18 protein-coding genes are annotated in these 17,811 nt (G+C 44.3%); 10 read left to right on the top strand and 8 right to left on the bottom strand.

Going from position 1 to position 17,811, the window contains the following annotated elements; translation table 11 throughout:
* Positions 1-33: 33 nt before the first annotated feature.
* Genes NST56_RS05380 through crcB form a run of 3 tightly spaced genes read left to right on the top strand, consistent with a single transcriptional unit; the run spans position 34 to position 1,500 of the window.
* On the top strand, positions 34-759 hold the full coding sequence (locus NST56_RS05380) for a glycerophosphodiester phosphodiesterase family protein (protein ID WP_339180542.1): 726 nt from the start codon (positions 34-36) through the stop codon (positions 757-759).
* Complete coding sequence (locus NST56_RS05375) at positions 752-1,144, top strand: CrcB family protein (RefSeq protein WP_268447629.1); 393 nt, start codon at positions 752-754, stop codon at positions 1,142-1,144. The genes NST56_RS05380 and NST56_RS05375 overlap by 8 nt, the downstream gene beginning before the upstream one ends.
* Complete coding sequence (crcB, locus tag NST56_RS05370) at positions 1,144-1,500, top strand: fluoride efflux transporter CrcB (protein WP_339182089.1); 357 nt, start codon at positions 1,144-1,146, stop codon at positions 1,498-1,500. The genes NST56_RS05375 and crcB overlap by 1 nt, the downstream gene beginning before the upstream one ends.
* Positions 1,501-1,513: 13 nt before the next feature.
* Here the strand turns inward: crcB and NST56_RS05365 are convergent, their stop codons facing one another.
* Both NST56_RS05365 and NST56_RS05360 read right to left on the bottom strand, forming a co-directional pair.
* Complete coding sequence (locus NST56_RS05365; protein WP_326330491.1) at positions 1,514-2,899, bottom strand: hemolysin family protein; 1,386 nt, start codon at positions 2,897-2,899, stop codon at positions 1,514-1,516.
* 673 nt (positions 2,900-3,572) lie between these two features.
* Positions 3,573-4,754, bottom strand: a complete 1,182-nt coding sequence (locus tag NST56_RS05360) for a pyridoxal phosphate-dependent aminotransferase (protein ID WP_339180539.1) — start codon at positions 4,752-4,754, stop codon at positions 3,573-3,575.
* 161 nt (positions 4,755-4,915) lie between these two features.
* On the opposite strand from NST56_RS05360, the gene NST56_RS05355 reads away from it, so the two are divergent.
* From NST56_RS05355 to NST56_RS05345, 3 genes are all read left to right on the top strand, one after another.
* Positions 4,916-5,347 carry a MerR family transcriptional regulator gene (locus NST56_RS05355; protein WP_010333555.1) on the top strand — a complete coding sequence of 144 codons (432 nt, stop codon included), beginning with the start codon at positions 4,916-4,918 and terminating at the stop codon, positions 5,345-5,347.
* A 58-nt stretch (positions 5,348-5,405) separates the two neighbouring features.
* Complete coding sequence (locus NST56_RS05350) at positions 5,406-6,740, top strand: hemolysin family protein (protein ID WP_010333554.1); 1,335 nt, start codon at positions 5,406-5,408, stop codon at positions 6,738-6,740.
* Positions 6,741-6,916: 176 nt separating this feature from the next.
* Positions 6,917-7,816 (top strand): NAD(P)-dependent oxidoreductase, encoded by a 900-nt coding sequence (locus NST56_RS05345; RefSeq protein WP_339180537.1) that lies wholly within the window; start codon positions 6,917-6,919, stop codon positions 7,814-7,816.
* Between the two features lie 25 nt (positions 7,817-7,841).
* Here NST56_RS05345 and NST56_RS05340 read toward each other — a convergent pair whose 3' ends face one another.
* The 3 genes from NST56_RS05340 to NST56_RS05330 form a co-directional block, all read right to left on the bottom strand.
* Positions 7,842-8,969, bottom strand: a complete 1,128-nt coding sequence (locus NST56_RS05340) for an FAD-dependent oxidoreductase (protein WP_339180534.1) — start codon at positions 8,967-8,969, stop codon at positions 7,842-7,844.
* A gap of 93 nt (positions 8,970-9,062) precedes the next feature.
* A complete protein-coding gene (locus tag NST56_RS05335; RefSeq protein ID WP_010333551.1) occupies positions 9,063-9,662 on the bottom strand; it encodes a 1-acylglycerol-3-phosphate O-acyltransferase in 600 nt (199 codons plus the stop codon).
* A gap of 124 nt (positions 9,663-9,786) precedes the next feature.
* Positions 9,787-10,794, bottom strand: a complete 1,008-nt coding sequence (locus NST56_RS05330; RefSeq protein WP_339180531.1) for an aldo/keto reductase — start codon at positions 10,792-10,794, stop codon at positions 9,787-9,789.
* Between the two features lie 196 nt (positions 10,795-10,990).
* Here NST56_RS05330 and sigM point away from each other — a divergent pair, with 196 nt between their 5' ends.
* Genes sigM through NST56_RS05315 form a run of 3 tightly spaced genes read left to right on the top strand, consistent with a single transcriptional unit; the run spans position 10,991 to position 12,826 of the window.
* Positions 10,991-11,482, top strand: a complete 492-nt coding sequence (sigM, locus tag NST56_RS05325) for an RNA polymerase sigma factor SigM (RefSeq protein ID WP_024120735.1) — start codon at positions 10,991-10,993, stop codon at positions 11,480-11,482.
* On the top strand, positions 11,472-12,548 hold the full coding sequence (locus NST56_RS05320; RefSeq protein WP_339180527.1) for an anti-sigma factor: 1,077 nt from the start codon (positions 11,472-11,474) through the stop codon (positions 12,546-12,548). Before sigM ends, NST56_RS05320 begins: the two co-directional genes overlap by 11 nt.
* Positions 12,536-12,826, top strand: a complete 291-nt coding sequence (locus NST56_RS05315) for a hypothetical protein (RefSeq protein WP_010333547.1) — start codon at positions 12,536-12,538, stop codon at positions 12,824-12,826. The genes NST56_RS05320 and NST56_RS05315 overlap by 13 nt, the downstream gene beginning before the upstream one ends.
* Before the next feature lie 29 nt (positions 12,827-12,855).
* Here NST56_RS05315 and NST56_RS05310 read toward each other — a convergent pair whose 3' ends face one another.
* A complete protein-coding gene (locus tag NST56_RS05310; RefSeq protein ID WP_339180524.1) occupies positions 12,856-13,287 on the bottom strand; it encodes a GNAT family N-acetyltransferase in 432 nt (143 codons plus the stop codon).
* A 108-nt stretch (positions 13,288-13,395) separates the two neighbouring features.
* Here NST56_RS05310 and NST56_RS05305 point away from each other — a divergent pair, with 108 nt between their 5' ends.
* Complete coding sequence (locus NST56_RS05305; RefSeq protein ID WP_339180521.1) at positions 13,396-14,802, top strand: PLP-dependent aminotransferase family protein; 1,407 nt, start codon at positions 13,396-13,398, stop codon at positions 14,800-14,802.
* A gap of 37 nt (positions 14,803-14,839) precedes the next feature.
* Here the strand turns inward: NST56_RS05305 and NST56_RS05300 are convergent, their stop codons facing one another.
* Together NST56_RS05300 and bcaP are read right to left on the bottom strand one after the other, a co-directional pair.
* Positions 14,840-16,195: a sodium-dependent transporter gene (locus tag NST56_RS05300; protein WP_339180518.1), complete on the bottom strand. Its 1,356-nt coding sequence runs from the start codon at positions 16,193-16,195 to the stop codon at positions 14,840-14,842.
* 117 nt (positions 16,196-16,312) lie between these two features.
* Complete coding sequence (bcaP, locus tag NST56_RS05295) at positions 16,313-17,710, bottom strand: branched-chain amino acid transporter BcaP (protein ID WP_168747299.1); 1,398 nt, start codon at positions 17,708-17,710, stop codon at positions 16,313-16,315.
* Positions 17,711-17,811: the final 101 nt, after the last annotated feature.

Raw genomic sequence — 17,811 nt, 5'->3', positions numbered from 1 at the left:
TAACAGAAATGCCCATATGAGGAGCTGACAAGCTTGTACACCATTGCCCACCGCGGAGCATCCGGCTACGCTCCCGAAAATACAATTGCTGCATTTGATCTCGCGGCAGAAATGAATGCAGATATGATTGAGCTGGATGTCCAGCTTACAAAAGACAGGCAGATTGTCGTTATACACGATGACAGAGTGGACCGGACAACAAACGGCTCAGGCTTTGTTAAGGATTTTACACTGAAGGAGCTGCAGGCACTTGATGCAGGAAGCTGGTACGGCCCCGCTTTTCAAGGAGAAAAAATCCCAACTCTGGAGGCGGTGCTCAAGCGCTACCACAAAAAAATCGGCCTTTTAATTGAACTAAAGGGTCACCCTTCGCAAATCGGGATTGAAGAAGAAGTGGGACAGATGTTAGGACAATTTTCTTTTTCTATTAACAATATTGTTCAATCCTTTGGTTTCCGTTCCATCCAAAGGTTCCGCGAGCTTTATCCATCGATTCCGACAGCCGTTATTACAAGACCGAATTTTGGCATGCTGTCCAGAAATCAGCTGAAAGCCTGCAAAGCTTTCGCAAATTATATCAATATCAAATACACACGTCTCAATCGTCTCATGATCGCTTCCGCCCATAAAAATGGATTAAAAGTGTTTGCATGGACCGTAAAGCATCAGAAAACAGCAGCCAAACTGCAGGCCATGGGCGTCGACGGGATTGTCACAGACTACCCGGACTACGTATTAAAGGATGGAAAACATGAATAGATATAGTGCAGTTTTTATTGGAGGCGCCCTTGGCGCTTGTCTCCGATACGGATGTAACATCAGCATAAACAATAATATATTTCCGGCTGCAACTTGGCTGGAGAACGCGGCAGGCAGCCTTCTTTTAGGCATTCTGACCGGTTTTTTTATGATTAGGGCGAAACGGCCTTTGCTATCGGCTTTTTTAGGCACCGGTTTTTGCGGAGGCTTTACAACCATGTCAACGTTTTCTAAAGAAACGGTCATGCTGTTGCAATCGCATTCGTCATTAGCTGTTTTGTATATGGCGGTCTCATTCATATCCGGAATCGGGCTTGCGCTCTTTGGCGTTTTGGCAGGACGGCGAATAGCCCAATTTCAAATAGGAAAGGGGCGGAAGCAATGATGACACTGGCTGGTATTTTCGCAGCGGGAGGACTCGGTGCTGTGCTGCGTTTTTGGCTTGGCAATATCATAACATCTAAAACGCAAAGCCTTCGTTTTCCAGTCGGCGTTTTGACCGTTAATATACTGGGTGCCCTCGGTCTTGGGCTTTTTACAGGGCTTCATGTGACAAATTCATCTGCAGCACTCATCATCGGCACCGGCTTTTTTGGCGCCTTTACCACGTTTTCCACTTTCAGCGTTGAAAGTGTTCAGCTCTTGCTGGCCAAGCGTGTAAAGGAAAGCATCCTATACATCGGTGTAACGCTTTGCGGGTCCCTTTTGGCGTTTTGGTGCGGCTGGACGCTGCTGACATAAAAAAACCTTGAGCTTATTTCTCGCTCAAGGTTGCACCGTTCAGCATGACTGGCTCGGGCATCGGCAGCGTATGGTGGGCCGTAATCCCGGTTGTCTGGCTGATTTCTTCTTTTATATCTATTTGCTTAATCAAACGGCCATCCATCTTCAGCACCTTTATTGTATATGATCCGATGCGAATGGATTCGCCAGCCTCAATATCAATGTTTTCTTTCAATATCAGCCCGCCGATGGTGTCCACGTCTTCTTGAATTGTCGCGCCGAGAAGGCTGTTCACCTGATCCATGCGAACCTTTCCATCCATAACATAATGGCGGTCGCCAAGCTTTTGAATCAATGGCTGTTCGTCTTCATCAAATTCATCTCTGATCTCGCCGACAATTTCTTCAAGAATGTCCTCTGTCGTGACAAGCCCCGAGGTTCCGCCATATTCATCCGACAAAATCGCCATATGAATGCGTTCACGCTGCATTTTAATCAGCAGATCATGAACCGGAATTGTTTCAATGACTTCGATCACTGGCCGCACATACGGATGGATCGTCATTTTCATTCTTTCCTCTTCTGTCATAAACAGCAAGTCAGAAAACAAATGCTTCGTATTGACCAAGCCGATGACACTGTCTTTGTCCCCATCTGTGACAGGCCAGCGGGTGTATTTTTCTTTCAGCATAACCTCCAGCATCTCAGCCATTGTCATATCCGTTGATACAGCGGCCATTTCCTTCCGCGGTATCATAATTTCTTTGGCAATGCGGTTATCAAATTCAAAAATCTTATTCACATATTTATATTCAGACGGATTAATCTCTCCGTTTTTTAAACTCTCAGACAACAGCATTCTGAGTTCTTCTTCAGAATGAGAACCCTCATGTTCTGACGCCGGCTTCAAACCAAACATGCCGCATAAAAGCCGCGCCGAGCCATTCAGGATCCAAATAAACGGAAACAGAAGCAAATAGAATAGTCGCAACGGACCCGCTATCAGCAAGGTTAGCTGTTCAGCCTTTTGAATCGCGACCGTTTTCGGGGCCAGTTCACCTACAACAACATGCAGAAATGTAATCAAGCCGTACGCGACCGCAAAAGAGACTGCATGAGAAACCGATTCCGGCAGGCCGAGCTGTTCAAACAATGGATGCAGCAGCCGTTCAAATGCCGGCTCCCCCAGCACGCCGAGTCCAATTGATGTCACTGTAATGCCCAGCTGGGATGCAGATAAATATTCATCCAAATCTGTAATGACACGCTTTGCGAGTATCGCCCGTTTGTTTCCTTCTGTTATAAGCTGATCAATTTTGGATCTCCTTACTCTAACAATCGCAAACTCACTTGCGACGAAAAATGCAGTTAAAGCAATGAGCACACCAATTAAAATCAGACTGTCAATATCGTCCATTTAACCTTATCCCCTCATTAAAGGATAAGGAGTCACCTCCTGATATAATCATTTTTCCTTAACATTGAGGTACGCGGTGTATTGTTGCCTAAGCAGAGGGCCCCATCATACCACCTCCAAGTCAAAGTTTGATTATAAATTGTATATTTTATTGTAACACAACTCATTACAAAAATGATTTTAAATTTTTAGACTTCTATCATAGGACAGCCTATTGATTCATCTGGCCAGCAGGTTCTTGATATCCGTGCATAGCCTTTCAAGACGATGCTAAGATTATTGGGCAAGGTGCTGTTCACTGAAATATCGGACATATATCTGTTTTTCAAGCTGAAGCTTGTACGGCTCATTCGCTCGTATCTGCTTCGGCGGCGTGCATAGGATAAAGTTCGTTTGAGGCCAGTTTGACTGTTAGATCATGACGTGTGCTTTTAAATGCTTACTAGATGTGTCTGGTCACACAGCACAGGCAAGGGCCAGGAATGGGCTCGACCAGTTTGCGTTATAAACGGTTTCTATCTTCAGGCCGGCTCTGCTGTTATGGTTGAATTTGGCGGTTTATTCGAGGGAGAGATAAAATCAGGAATTGAAAAACGGGCCAAAGCCTGGGGCATACGTCAAATAAAAAAGATAACAGCCTCGGGATCGCTGTTATCTTTTTGTGCGAGCTGGCTTATAAAAAATCTTTATATAAGGCGATAAAGATGTCGCGTGATTGTTTGATTTGCTCCAGCGGCACACTGAAGGATAAACGGAAGTGCCCTTTCATCCCAAAACCGCTGCTCGGCACAATTAACAATTTATACTTTTGCGCTGCATGCACACAAAATGCGACTTCATCTTCAATTGGCGACTTCGGAAAAATGAAGAAACCACCTTTTGGCATTTCAAATTCAAAACCGGCTTCCTTTAAAATGTCAACCATGACATCTCTGCGTTCTTTATAAGCGCTTGCGTCTATTCTTAAATCATCCATTCTCGCCACAGCCCGCTGCATCATGACAGGTGCATTTACAAACCCAAGCGTTCGATTGCAGTACACAAAAGCATTTATCAAAAGGTCGGCATCCGGCATGCTGCTGTCTAAGCCGATATAACCGAGCCGCTCCCCTGCTATGCCGAGGTCCTTACTGAATGAACTCGCCAAAATGACACGATGATACGATTGAAACGGATTTGCCAGCACTTCATCATAAATCAGCTGACTGTACGGCTCATCAAACAGTACATAGATGGTTTGGCCGTTTGTCTCTTCAATCTCTTTTAACAGAGCGCCTAGATCATCTATATTTTTCTGGCTGAGTACGGTTCCCGTCGGGTTATGAGGTGTATTCAGAATAAGTCCTTTCGTCTGCGGGGTAATCGCCTGCCTTACCGCTTCAATGTCAATCTCGAACCGGGCTGTCAGCGGGCAGCTGACAGCCTTCCCCCCATAGTTCTCAATATACAATTTATATTCTGCAAAATAAGGAGCGAGAATGATGACCTCTTCTCCCGGATTTAATATACTTTTTAGCGCCACATTCAATGCTCCGCCCGCACCTACTGTCATGACAACACGCTCAGCTGAAAACTCGGCAGCAAAGCGGCCGGCCAGAAATTGCGCGACTTTTTCTCTAGCTTCAGGGAGGCCCTGATTTTGTATGTATCCGTGATTTCCTTTTTCAGCTTCTTCTATTAATGCTCTCGTAAAGGCTTCAGGCGGTTCAACGACCGGGTTGCCGATTGAAAAATCAAACACCTGGTCATTTCCGAACTCTTTCTTCAGTTTCGCTCCTTCATCGAACAGCTTTCGAATCCACGATCCTTTATTAAGGTTCTCTTCAATTTCCCGCGATAAACCAGCCAATCTCATCTGTCCCTTCTGCACATATAAATTGAACATTCTATCTATCTATCTATGTTACTTCAACCAGAATTCGGATGCCACTTTTTCCATATCCGGCTTCCCGAAAAAACAATAAACTTGTGTAAGGCACCCTTCATATATTAAACTATTCTCATAACTATAACGTGATGGTTGGGAGGGATTTAGATGGGGCTGAGACTTATCGTATCAGTGAACTAGCGGCACTTGCCGGAGTAACGAAACGAACAGTTGATTATTATACGAATCTTGGTCTGCTGACGCCGGCCAGATCCTGTTCAAATTATCGTTACTACGATGAAAACGCACTTAAACGACTCATATTTATTGTAGATTGCAAGCAGCAGCGATTGGCCCTGTCCGATATTAAAGATCGACTGGAGAACCAGTTTCCCTCTTCAGCCATAGATCATGATGAAATTGGAAATCTGGCATCTGAAATTGATTATATGAATCAAAACATCTCCGGGATCTTGCATCGGTTTGAACGGCTGAAGCCTGAGGATCGTGACGAGCTGAAAAGCAAACTTACGCCCGAAAAGCTCGCCGTGTTCCAATCATTTATGCTGCTGTTAAGTTAAAACCATTTTACTAACAGGAGGTGTTACCTTCATTCTCATTGTAGAGTGAAGGTTCTAATTGGACATAGTGAATTTGATTTTAGTCGCTGTTTTAATTGCCCTGACGGCATTTTTCGTAGCATCTGAGTTTGCCATTATCAGAATCAGAGGCTCACGGATTGATCAGCTGATCGCGGAAGGAAATAAAGCAGCAATTGCCGCAAAAAGAGTGACCACGCATCTTGATGAGTATCTATCTGCGTGTCAGCTTGGAATTACATTGACTTCCATTGGATTAGGGGTTTTAGGGGAATCAACGATTGAAAGGCTTGTTCATCCGCTTTTCGTACAATTGGACGTACCAAGTTCCCTTTCACATATCATATCGTTTATTTTGGCGTATGCCATTATCACGTTCCTGCACGTTGTTGTCGGAGAACTTGCACCTAAGACAGTTGCCATCCAAAAGGCGGAAGCAGTGTCTATGCTGTTTGCGAAACCGCTGATTTGGTTTTACCGCATCATGTTCCCGTTCATCTGGCTTTTGAACAATTCCGCACGGTTATTGACAAAAGCTTTTGGCCTGGAGACCGTATCAGAAAACGAATTGGCTCACTCTGAAGAAGAGCTAAGAATCATTCTGTCGGAAAGCTATAAAAGCGGTGAAATTAACCAGTCAGAGTTTAAATATGTGAATAAAATCTTTGAATTTGACGACAGGCTCGCGAAAGAAATTATGATCCCGCGGACCGAGATTGTCAGCCTTCCGCACGATATTAAGATTTCTGAAATGATGGAAATCATTCAAATTGAAAAATATACCCGCTACCCAGTAGAAGAGGGCGATAAAGATAATATTATCGGGGTTATTAATATTAAAGAAGTGCTGACGGCCTGCATCAGCGGCGAGGTTTCTGTTGATTCCACCATCTCACAATTCGTGAATCCGATCATTCATGTGATTGAATCTGCGCCGATCCATGATTTGCTTGTCAAAATGCAAAAAGAAAGAGTCCACATGGCAATCCTGTCAGATGAATACGGCGGAACTGCCGGACTGGTGACGGTAGAGGACATTATTGAAGAGATCGTTGGCGAAATCCGCGATGAGTTTGATATTGATGAGATCAGCGAAATCCGCAAGATCGGCGAAGGCCATTACATGCTGGACGGTAAAGTCTTAATCGACCAAGTGAACGACCTGCTCGGCATTCATTTAGAGAATGAAGAAGTCGATACGATCGGCGGCTGGTTCCTTACTCAGAAATACGATGTTGAAAAGAACGATTCTATTATCGAAGAAGGCTGTGAATTTATTATTAATGAAATTGACGGCCACCACGTCGCTTATATTGAAGTGAAAAAGCTCGCAGCAGAAGAACTGATAGAAGTTGGAGAGTCACAAGAAGCATAATTTTGAAAAAGACACCTTTTATTGAGGTGTCTTTTTTATTCTGGTTCGTTTTTGACATTGTCATACCCCTCTTCTGAAAACTGCTGCTAATAAATCGGTCATCCGCGGGAACTCTAAAAAAGTGCAACTGCGAGAAAAACGAATATTTCCGCATCATTATAGAAAGGAGCGAAAACATGAAAGTTGTCGTAACTGGAGCAGCAGGTAAAATCGGACGCTGGGCTGTAAGAACGTTATTAGAGGCCGGCCATGATGTGACAGCATCAGACAGAGTATTAAAAGAAGAGTCCGCATCGAAAACATTTATTCAAGCAGATTTACGGGATTACGGCCAGGTATGTCAGCTAATCATGGGCTGCGACGCTGCAGTTCATCTTGGGAATATTCCTACAGATGTCAGGAATACCTCCCAGGCGATATTTGAAAATAATATGCTTGTTAATTTTAATATCCTGGAAGCCTGTAAAGATTTTAAAATCCGTAAGCTTGTGTGGGCTTCAAGTGAAACGGTGCTGGGATATCCATTTGTACCGGACGAGCTCAGTTACCTTCCCGTAGACGAGGAGCATCCAACGATCGTAAAGTCATCTTATGCGATGGCAAAACGGCTGACCGAAATCCTCTCAGATATGTATTCAAAGCTGATCAATACACAAATTGTCACTCTCCGCTTTGCGAATATATATGAGCCTGATGAGTACGAAAAAATCCCAGGCATGCACTGGAACGAGCAGCAAAAGGATATTCAAAAGAAAAATGCATGGGCGTATTGTGATGTCAGGGATGCTGCACATGCTTGCCTTCTAGCACTCGAAAAAAACAATCTCGGAAATGACGTCTTCCATATTACTGCCCCCGATACCATCATGAAAGAGCCTAGTGAAGACTTAGTAAAACGATTTTTCCCCGATGTATCTTTAAAGAGAGATATAAAAGGATATGAAACGCTGATGGCAATCGATAAAGCCAAAAAGGTCCTTGGCTATGAACCGCGTTATACATGGCGCTCTGTATTAAATAATGACGGCTCTCTTAAAGCACTGCCAGAGGATCAGCTCTCATTATCAAAAATATAAAAACCACAAAAAAAGCAGCAGGTGATCATCGAACTCCTGCTGCTTTTTTTATATCATAATCATCTAAATTGATATCCAAATCCATTCTAAGGGCCAGCTTCGCCAACTGCTCCCCCATATAGGGGCCCATTGTTAAACCAGACGATCCAAGACCGTTTGCGACTATCACCCCATCCCAGCCGGGAAGAGATCCGATCACCGGCACATCACCTGGTGTAAAGGGGCGTAAACCGACTCTTGCCTCTTGAACGGTGCTGTTTGCTAAGCCGGGAGCCATTTCTAATCCCTTGTTTAGAAGTTCCTGCAGCCCGCCAGCCGTTATCCTTACATCACGTTCGCCTATCTCATCTTCACGTGTCGCGCCGATAGCTATTCTATTGTCATGATAAGCTAAAAGATATTCTTTGGAAGGCGGCATCACTGCAGGCCAGCTGTCCATATGATTTACATTCGGCACCTGCACATACAGAATTTGCGCTTTTTGCGCACTTACTTTGAAGTGAATGCCTAAAGGCGCTAACAATTGATCTGCCCAAACACCGGCACAAACAATAACCTCATCAGAAGAATAGATTTCATTACCGACAGTGACGCCTGTGACACGATTCGAATGATGTCGGAGCGCAGCATCACCTTTTAAAATGACTGCGCCGTTTCTTTGAGCAGATCTCAATAATGTATCTCGCAGCACTTCTCCATCCACGCGGGCAGCTCCGCTTATATGAACAGAATGGTACCGTTCAGCAAGCAGAGGAAACAAATCTGCGGTTTGTTTTTCATGAAGAAAGGATATCTCACCGATTTCCAAGGCAGCTTGTTTACGCTCCCGCACACGTTTTTCGATCGTTTCGATCTTTTCTTTCTCGTGATGAATACTAAGAGCACCGACTTGAGCATAACCAATGTCCGTCTCGCCTTCTTTTCTAAGTTCTTCTATGAACCGAGGATAAAAGCGCGCTCCGTCCTTTGCCAGCCGGTACCAAGCCTGATCACGACGAGGAGACAGCCATGGACAGATAATGCCTTTCGCTGCATGGGTGGCCTGGCCCTTATCTTTCCGATCTATAACCAGAACCTCTGCACCCATTTTGGCTAGCTGATATGCTGTTGATGCTCCCAAAATTCCAGCTCCGACTATTATCATTTTTTTCATGAACCATAACCTTTCCCAATGATCAATTCCTCATTTAGTATAGCTAATGGCCCAGGAAATTATAAACAATCGGGATATTGGCGAGTGCATAAATTACAGTTGTTCCAGCTTCTTTTCAAGCTCTTTAATGCTGTGATTCAAAGCCTCTGTCATAGCCGCCAGCCTTTCCTTAGACGGAAGGTGGGCAAAATCAGCCTGCTGCAAAGGTTTACCGATAATCAGCTTCATTTTTCCTTTTTTGAACAACGCCTTTCCGCTTGAAGGTCCTTTATAAGCAGCCGGAACAAGGGGCGCTTTCCCCATTTGCGCAATTGTCACTGCGCCTCTCTTCAAAGGCACATCCTCAGAAGTTCTTGTTCCGCTTGGGAAGATTCCGACAATCTCTCCTTCTTTCAGCAGCTTAATCGGCGTTTTAATGCTGCTTGGGCCAGGATTTTCCCGGTCTACCGGAAAGGCATGAATTTTCTTCAAAAACGAACCGATCCATTTATTTTGAAAAAGCTCTTTTTTCGCCATGTAGTGTATTTGATAAGGAAGAATCCCGACTCCGAGTGTGATCACATCAACCCAGCCAGAGTGTGTACACGCGATGACAAAACCTGAATCGGCCGGAAGGTTTTCTTTGTTGTATACCTTCACTCCTCCGCGAAGAGAAAGAATAACTTTTAAAGCATTTGCACAAAACTTATACATATCGCACTTCCTTTGTCGTAATCAATGATTCTTTCTGTTACTTATTATAACAACATTTTTTATTACCTGGTACTAATTTTTAAGATTTCTCTTTTCTTAACGTCAAAAAGCTGAGGAATCATCCTCAGCTTTTTGTTATATACCCCTCTCTTGTCGGAGGCGCCATAAATTCCGGTCCAACCGGGTTTGATATCGTATTTTTCAAAATGGTATTAATGTCTTTTTTATCTTCATTGCTCAGCGTCCAGCCGGTAATTTCTGATACCGCCTCTATTTGATGAGGTTGTCTTGCCCCCCAAAGGGCAATTCCTGCTCCCGGCTGGTCTAAAATCCATCTCACGGCCAGATGAATCACAGATTTTCCATAACGTGTCTTCGCCAAGTCTTCTAATTGATTGACTGCAGAAAGATATTCTTTAAATCTCGGCTTCTGAAATTTCGGATCGTGATTTCGAAGATCGTCTCCCTCAAACGAATGATCTTCTGTCATTTTTCCCGTTAACAGCCCTCTGCATAAACTGCCGTATAATAGTGTTGTCAACTGTTTGTCTTTCGCATACGGGAGCACATTCTCTTCAATGTCCCTTTCAAAAAGATTGTAAGGAGGCTGGATTGTATGAAGCGGAGCAACAGCCCGAAATGTATCCATTTGTTCAACCGAGAAATTACTGACGCCGATCGCGCGTATTTTCCCGGCATCATATAATTCCTTCATCACTTCTGCCGTTTCCTCTATCGGCACAAGCGGATCTGGCCAATGCACCTGATATAGATCGATATAATCTGTCTGCAGCCGTTGCAGGGAATCCTCGACTTCCTGTATAATTCTCGCTCTGTTAGCATGGCGGAACAGCTGATTGTTTTTCCAATCCAGCGCCGTTTTAGTGGCAAGAACAACCTGATCTCTTGCCCCATGCTGCTTGATCGCCTTCCCGACAATTTCTTCGGACTGCCCGAAGCCATATGCCGGCGCGGTGTCAATCAGTGTGATCCCCTTATCAAGAGCGGCGCGGATGGTTTCGATCGATGTTTTTTCATCAGTGCCTCCCCACATGGTTCCGCCGATCGCCCATGTGCCGAGTCCAATTCGGGAGGCTTTTATTCCTGTGCCTGAGATACTGGTATATTCCATTGTGCCACTCCTTCACTTTTTCACTATGTTTTCCCTGATGGAAAAAATGTTAAACATTTCTCACCTCTATCTTTCAGGGCGAATTTTTTGTACTATAGAGTAATGGTGTTTGATTACGTATTAAAAAGCCGTTTGCATGTAATGTGCAACTTTAAACCTTTCTTATGCGTGTATAACATAGAGGGGAGAAAAGGCAGTGACGATCGATGAAATTTACCAAATGTACATGAATGATGTTTATAGGTTCCTGCTCTCCATGACAAAAGACAAGCATCTTGCCGAAGACTTGCTGCAGGAAACCTTTATGCGGGCATACATACACATTCACTCCTATGATCACAGCAAAGTAAAGCCCTGGCTTTTTCAAGTGGCGCGGAACGCCTTCATTGATTACGTCAGAAAGCATAAGAAAGAAGTCACCATTTCAGATGATTTGATTGGAAGCCTCTTTCAAACTGCTGTTCAGAGCCCTGCCCACCAGGTAGAGATAAAGGAAGTGCTGACTGGTTATATGTCCGAGCTCCCCGATAACTATCGGGAGGCGTTAACACTATATTATTTAAAAGAATTAAATTACAAAGAAGCATCCCATATTATGAATATTTCAGAGGCGAATTTTAAAAGTGTTTTGTTTCGTGCCAGACAGCGGCTGAAAGCACTTTATAATAGAGGTGTTAATGATGAATGAAGAATTTAAAAAGCGTTTTGATCAATATAAAAACGGTGAAATGAGCGATCAGGAAATGACCGCGTTTGAAGAGGAACTTGAGAAGCTCGAAGTGTATCAGGAACTGATTGATAGTGAGCTGCCAGACGATCATGATTGGGATGTCGACATCAGTCCTGAAAAACAAAAAGCCATTCTGGCCTACGGCAAACGGAAGTCTTATTTGCGTATTTCCGCTCTTGCCGTCATATCGACATTAATGATTTTGCCGCTATGTACGCTGGGAAGCTACCTCTACTACGGAATGGGAGGAAAACACAGCACCGGCAATGAATTTATGGAAACTGCCGCAGTCACTGTAGCCCTGACTATGCCAAATGTTCTTGTCGATACTTCTGGACTGAAGAGCCAGGTGAAGCTGTTTGGCATGAATACAGAATTCCCGCTGCAAAAACAGATTGGCACGAAAACAACTGCCGTGGGGAATGAACGGGTGGAAATGTTTTATGACAGAGTGAAAGCGCCGGTCGTCAACTACTATGACTTAGAAATCCATAAAGGCGGCCATTACTTTACACACCCATCAAGCGGATCTGAACAAACAACCGCAAAAGCGGAAAAAACATTAAAAGCTTTGCCTGAAGGGACTGTTTCCGAGGTCTACCTTTCTTATGACCGGGCATATCCGACAAAAGAAGTGTATAAAAAATTCAGAGGTTATGATGTAAGCTTTTTGTGGAACGCGATTGAAACAGAGAACAATACAAAGGATACCGCTTACGCAGAGCCGCTTGGCTACCCAGGGAAAGACTCAAAGTTCCTGGCTGCGCTTAATACAAAAGGGAAGTCAAACGGCGACCAATTTATCGATGCTTTAACTTACATATCGAAGCACGAAAAATGGGCGCAGGTCATTTCAAAACGAAAAGACTTAAAAGTAGATTCCCGCTTGGATTATGTAGAGAAAAATGGTGTTAATGTATACGGCTCTGTCGTTACAGGACCGACCAAGGAAATCCAGCGCATGCTGAAAAACAAATCAGTAAAATCAGCAAATGTCGGCGAGGTGGAATTATGGAATTGGTAAGAATTTTTAAAGAACATAATGTATTTGGCTGGATATCTGTCGGGACAGCGATTCTGTCTTTGCTCTTGCTTAATTTGGCGATTATCAGCAATGTGACCTCTTATTCTTATCAAATGCTGCCGTTTGCCATGGCCGCCGTTCCGTTTGGCATTATTGAGCTATTCATTAAAAGAGGACGCACGGGTCCCGGCCTGCTCGGCGTTGTCCTTAATCTCTTTGTGATTATCTGTGTGTATACTATTGTGTCTGTGGATACCAACTTACAGTTTGGCTTTTAGAAAAAAGACGCCTGAAACGGCGTCTTTTTTTATGACAGCTGTTTTCTGAATAAATAGCTTTCAATCGTAAATCCCATTTTATCCGTATAAAATCTGTGGGCGTCTTTGCGCTGAAGACCTGATGAAAGACTGACAGAACTGTAGCCTGCATCTCTTGCCCAGTTTGCCGCATCATCCAAAAGAAGTTTGCCGTACCCTTTAGACCTGTGAGGCCCGCTTGTGACAAGATCTGCTATCCATACGTACTTTCCTTGATGAAGCGAAACCCTTGGCAGTGCGCCGCACAGTGCCCTGATCGCTTTATCCTCATATAAGGCAAACAGCATATACGACTCTTTTTGGACACAGCGCTCCAGCCTATGTAAATACGTCTCTTCATCCAGCTCTGTTCTTAATTCGTGCATCACCGGATATGCATCCATCCACTCTTCTCTAGTCGTTAATTGTTTGATATGAAGCATCTTATCAATCCCCTCTCCATTCGTTACAATGATGATATCCGATTTATGGCATTCGCCAAATAGCCAAAACCAGAAAAAATGACCACGCCAGATGCAAGGAGAGATAAAATGGATATCACGCCGTTTCTGGACAAAACAAGCAAAACACCTCTGTATGAACAGCTTTACACCTATTTCAAACAAGAAATGTCACATGCCAGAATCACCAAAGGAATGAGGCTTCCGTCAAAACGCAGGCTCTCCGGCTTGCTCGGTGTCAGCACGGCAACGGTAGAACGCGCCTACGAGCAATTAACCGCTGAAGGATATGTCAAAAGCAAGCCTAAAATCGGCTGGTTTGCAGCAGACATTGAACCTGAGTTTCCGGATGCTCCAATACCATATCAACCGCCTCCGCAACCGGTCACTCATAAAGAAGTAGAATCTGTTATTAACTTTCATCAAGGAAATGTCGATCTGCTCCACTTTCCCTTTAACGCGTGGCGAAAAAGCATGGTGAAAAGTCTGGATCGGTATTCTGAACAACTTCACATCTCAGGCGATCCTCAAGGAGAACCTGCACTCAGAGAAATGATAGCCCGATTTGTCAGACTATCACGCGGTGTCAATTGTGATCCCAGCCAAATTATCATTGGAGCAGGCACTACCGTCCTTCTGCAAATTCTTTGCCTTACGCTTCAGCCGGGAACAAAAATCGGTTTTGAAGAACCGGGATTTCACCGTTCAAGACGAATGTTTGAGGCCAATCACATGAACGTGATTCCCATTTGCACAGATGAAGAAGGAGTCCTGCCGGCTAGCCTTACACACGAGAGCCCGCATCTCGTCTATACGACTCCCTCACATCAATTCCCGCTCGGGACCATAATGACGATCGCCCGAAGACAGGAGCTGTTGTCTTGGGCAAAAGAGGCAAATTCATTTATTATTGAGGATGATTATGATGGAGAATTTCGCTACAGCGGGCAGCCCATTCCATCGCTGCAAGGCCTTGACCCGAATGGCAGGGTCATTTATCTCGGCACTTTTTCAAAATCATTGCTCCCTTCCTTGCGGATCAGCTATATGATTCTTCCTGCTGCACTTATTGAACCCGTAAGAAAAAATGCGCTTTTGATGAAACAGACGGTCTCTTCCCATAATCAATTGGCACTGGCAGATTTCATTGAAAACGGCGGATGGCAAAAGCATTTGAACAGGATGAGATCCTTATATCGAAAAAAACACGCTGTTCTGCTCGAAGCGATACGAACTGAGCTGGGAGACAGCGTGGAGGTTCTCGGAAAAAACTCGGGGCTCCATATCCTCCTTCGGCTTATGTTTTCAGCCAGTGAGGATGAAGCGATAAAAGCCGCTGCCAAAAACAGAGTGAATGTCTATCCGGTTTCTCCATCGTACAAGAGCCAGCCGCCGTTTGTTTCTGTCTTAATCGGTTATGGAGGGCTTTCTGAAGAGGACATCCGGCTCGGTATCAAAAAGCTGAAAACTGCATGGGAACCGCTGATGAAATCATAATAAACAAAAAAACAGGCCCCCAGCGGAGCCTGTTTTTCTAAAAGGATATAATCCCAATTAAATTTAAGAACACAATAATAATAGCCAGCGGCACAACGAAACGGAGCAAATAAAACCATATATAAAAGTATGCTTTTCCGGGATGTGATCCTTGTCTCATCTCTGCCCATAGGTCCTGTTTCGATATTTTCAGCGGAATGAAAATAGAAATTAACAGGGCGCCTAACGGCAGCAAAACATTGCTGACGGTAAAATCGACAACGTCAAAAAACGTCTTATCAAATATGCGCACATCGCTCAGCACGCCATAGGATAAGCAAGATGGGATACCGACTAAGAAGATCAAAAACCCGCTGGTCCATGACAGCTTTTTCCTCTTCGTTTCGTCCCCTTTGCCGATAATGGCTACAATCATTTCCACCATCGAAAAGGCAGAGGTCAGTGCTGCAAATAAAAATGCGACAAGAAAGCCGATGAAAAACAGGATACCGAACGGAAGCTGTTCAAAAACGGCCGGAAGCACTGTAAACAGCAAAGTCGGACCTTCATTCGGCTCCAATCCGAAGGAGAAAACGGCAGGAAAAATAGCCAAACCTGCCAAAAGTGTCACAATGATATTCATAACGACAATGGACGCTGCAGAACGCGGGATATTTTGCGTTTTCGGCAGATAGGAGCTGTAGGTCACCATGACCGAAACCCCCAGTGTTAACGTAAAGAAAGCCTGTCCCAGCGCAAACAAAACAGACTCCGGGGTCAAATCGCCGAAATGGGGCACAAGCAAAAATTTCACACCTTCCATCGCATGATCCAGCGTGAGCGACCGAAGAACAAGCAGGACAAACAATATAAACAAAATCGGCATCATCACCGCGCTTACGCGTTCAATCCCTTTTTGAACCCCTCTGGCGACAACCAGCACAGTCAGTACCATAAAGATAAGCTGAGCCGCGAGCGTCTGCACAGGGTTTTGAATAACAGAGCCAAAAAGTGCACCGTACTGCTCCTGGGTGAGACCGGACAGTGAACCCGATGCTGTTTTCACTATATATAGTAAAATCCATCCTCCGATCACACTGTAAAACGATAAAACTAAGAAACAAGCCGCTACACCGACCCATCCTGTGAGAAACCAAGCTGTTCGCGGCGCTTCTTTTTTATATGCATCAATGGCATTCGTTTGGTTCCGTCTTCCAAAGATAAATTCTCCCACTAAAAGCGGATAGCCCAAGAGAATGGTAAATAGCACAAAAATAAGGAAAAAGGCGCCTCCTCCATTCGTCCCCGCTACATAAGGGAACTTCCAAATCGCGCCTAAGCCGATGGCTGATCCAGCGGCAGCCATGACGAAACCGATTTTTGAAGCCCATTGGACTGGTTTTTGCTCAGACAATGATGTCACTTCCTTTCCAGCCTATATTATCTCTTATTTTCATGCTGATTTCTATAAATTCATTTGATGAGAATAGAAAAGAGAGCGGCCAGTGTAAGCCGCTCTCTTCTTTGAGAGTTATTGATTTAATTTTGAATGCTTTCTTGAATATAAGAAATAGATCGCCATGCCAATTAACAGCCATACAAGGAAGCGGACAATCGTCACCCAGCCGAGATTTAAAATTAAGAACAGGCAGAATAGAATTGCTAAGCCCGGGATAACCGGAACCCCCGGACATTTAAAGGCTCTCGGAAGATCAGGCTGTTTCTTTCTCAATACAATAACCGCGACAGAAATCAGCACAAACGCTGAAAGCGTTCCGATGTTTACCAGCTTGGCAAGCTCATCAAGCGGAACAAGTGAACCGAGGAGCGCCGACATTATGCCGAAAAACCAAGTCGCAACATAAGGAGTTTTATGCTTCGGATGAACCTTAGAAAGCGATCCCGGAACCAGGCCGTCACGAGACATAGCAAACATGACACGTGTCTGTCCATAAAGCATTACAAGCATAACCGTTGTCATTCCCAAAACCGCACCGATATCGATAATGCCTGCCACCCAGTTTTGCCCCGCGCTTTGAAGAACGAGAGAAACCGGATGATCGATGCCTTCAAACTGGGCAAATGGAACAACGCCTGTCATGATGGCTGATACAGTAACATATAAAATGGTACAAACCAATAATGAGAAAATAATTCCTTTCGGCAGATCCTTCCCAGGGTTTTTCGTCTCTTCCGCGGCAGAGGATACAGCGTCAAATCCGATAAAAGCAAAGAAAACGAGTGCTGCTGCACTGAATACGCCGCCAAAGCCCATTGGCATAAACGGCTGCCAGTTATCCGGCTTCACGTAAACAGCTGCCACTGCAATAAATAAGAGAACGACCAGCACTTTTAAAATTACCATAATATTGTTGACTCTTTTAGATTCTCTGATGCCTAAATAAAGCAAATACGTAATAGCAAGAACAATGACAAACGCAGGCAGATTAAAAATGGTAAAGGTTCCTTTTACAGCCCCCGGAGCAGCCGTTAAGGCCACCGGAAGATGAATGCCAAGCCCGGACAAAAATGATTGAAAATACCCAGACCACCCGACTGAAACGGCACTTACCGCCAGCATATACTCTAAAATTAAATCCCACCCGATAATGAAGGCCAAAAGTTCTCCCATTGTAGCATAAGTAAATGTATACACCGAACCTGAGACAGGCACACTTGAAGCAAATTCAGCGTAAGACAATGCAGCGAATAAACAAGCCAGCGCTGCGACAACAAATGAAACGGTCAGTCCGGGTCCGGCAGTAACTGCCCCTGTCCCCGTCAGTACAAATATCCCGGTACCTATAATGGCCCCAATCCCAAGCAGTGTTAAGTCAAATGCCCCTAATTCTCTTTTTAAAGATTTTTCACCTTTTGTTGCAGCGATTAAATCCTGAATACTTTTCTTCCTAAATACGCTTCCTTTCATTCCCCTTCAACTCCTAGCTGATGATCTCTTTATACTTTATTTGAATTTTCTGAATTCATGAGCAACAATGACCGTTTTTCTTTTTTCTACTATATTTGTAC

This window comes from Bacillus sp. FSL R5-0560 (assembly GCF_037966305.1).
Classification (GTDB): Bacteria; Bacillota; Bacilli; order Bacillales; family Bacillaceae; genus Bacillus; species Bacillus mojavensis.
This window is presented reverse-complemented; position numbering and strand designations above follow the sequence as displayed.

Coding starts and splice junctions, on each gene's coding strand:
- NST56_RS05340 (WP_339180534.1), bottom strand. CDS start 8,969: ATGAAAAAAATGATAATAGTCGGAGCTGGAATTTTGGGAGCATCAACA.
- NST56_RS05315 (WP_010333547.1), top strand. CDS start 12,536: ATGGAATTGGTAAGAATTTTTAAAGAACATAATGTATTTGGCTGGATA.
- NST56_RS05375 (WP_268447629.1), top strand. CDS start 752: ATGAATAGATATAGTGCAGTTTTTATTGGAGGCGCCCTTGGCGCTTGT.
- NST56_RS05320 (WP_339180527.1), top strand. CDS start 11,472: ATGATGAATGAAGAATTTAAAAAGCGTTTTGATCAATATAAAAACGGT.
- NST56_RS05335 (WP_010333551.1), bottom strand. CDS start 9,662: ATGTATAAGTTTTGTGCAAATGCTTTAAAAGTTATTCTTTCTCTTCGC.
- NST56_RS05330 (WP_339180531.1), bottom strand. CDS start 10,794: ATGGAATATACCAGTATCTCAGGCACAGGAATAAAAGCCTCCCGAATT.
- NST56_RS05360 (WP_339180539.1), bottom strand. CDS start 4,754: ATGAGATTGGCTGGTTTATCGCGGGAAATTGAAGAGAACCTTAATAAA.
- NST56_RS05310 (WP_339180524.1), bottom strand. CDS start 13,287: ATGCTTCATATCAAACAATTAACGACTAGAGAAGAGTGGATGGATGCA.
- NST56_RS05365 (WP_326330491.1), bottom strand. CDS start 2,899: ATGGACGATATTGACAGTCTGATTTTAATTGGTGTGCTCATTGCTTTA.
- NST56_RS05355 (WP_010333555.1), top strand. CDS start 4,916: ATGGTTGGGAGGGATTTAGATGGGGCTGAGACTTATCGTATCAGTGAA.
- crcB (WP_339182089.1), top strand. CDS start 1,144: ATGACACTGGCTGGTATTTTCGCAGCGGGAGGACTCGGTGCTGTGCTG.
- bcaP (WP_168747299.1), bottom strand. CDS start 17,710: ATGAAAGGAAGCGTATTTAGGAAGAAAAGTATTCAGGATTTAATCGCT.
- NST56_RS05305 (WP_339180521.1), top strand. CDS start 13,396: ATGGATATCACGCCGTTTCTGGACAAAACAAGCAAAACACCTCTGTAT.
- NST56_RS05345 (WP_339180537.1), top strand. CDS start 6,917: ATGAAAGTTGTCGTAACTGGAGCAGCAGGTAAAATCGGACGCTGGGCT.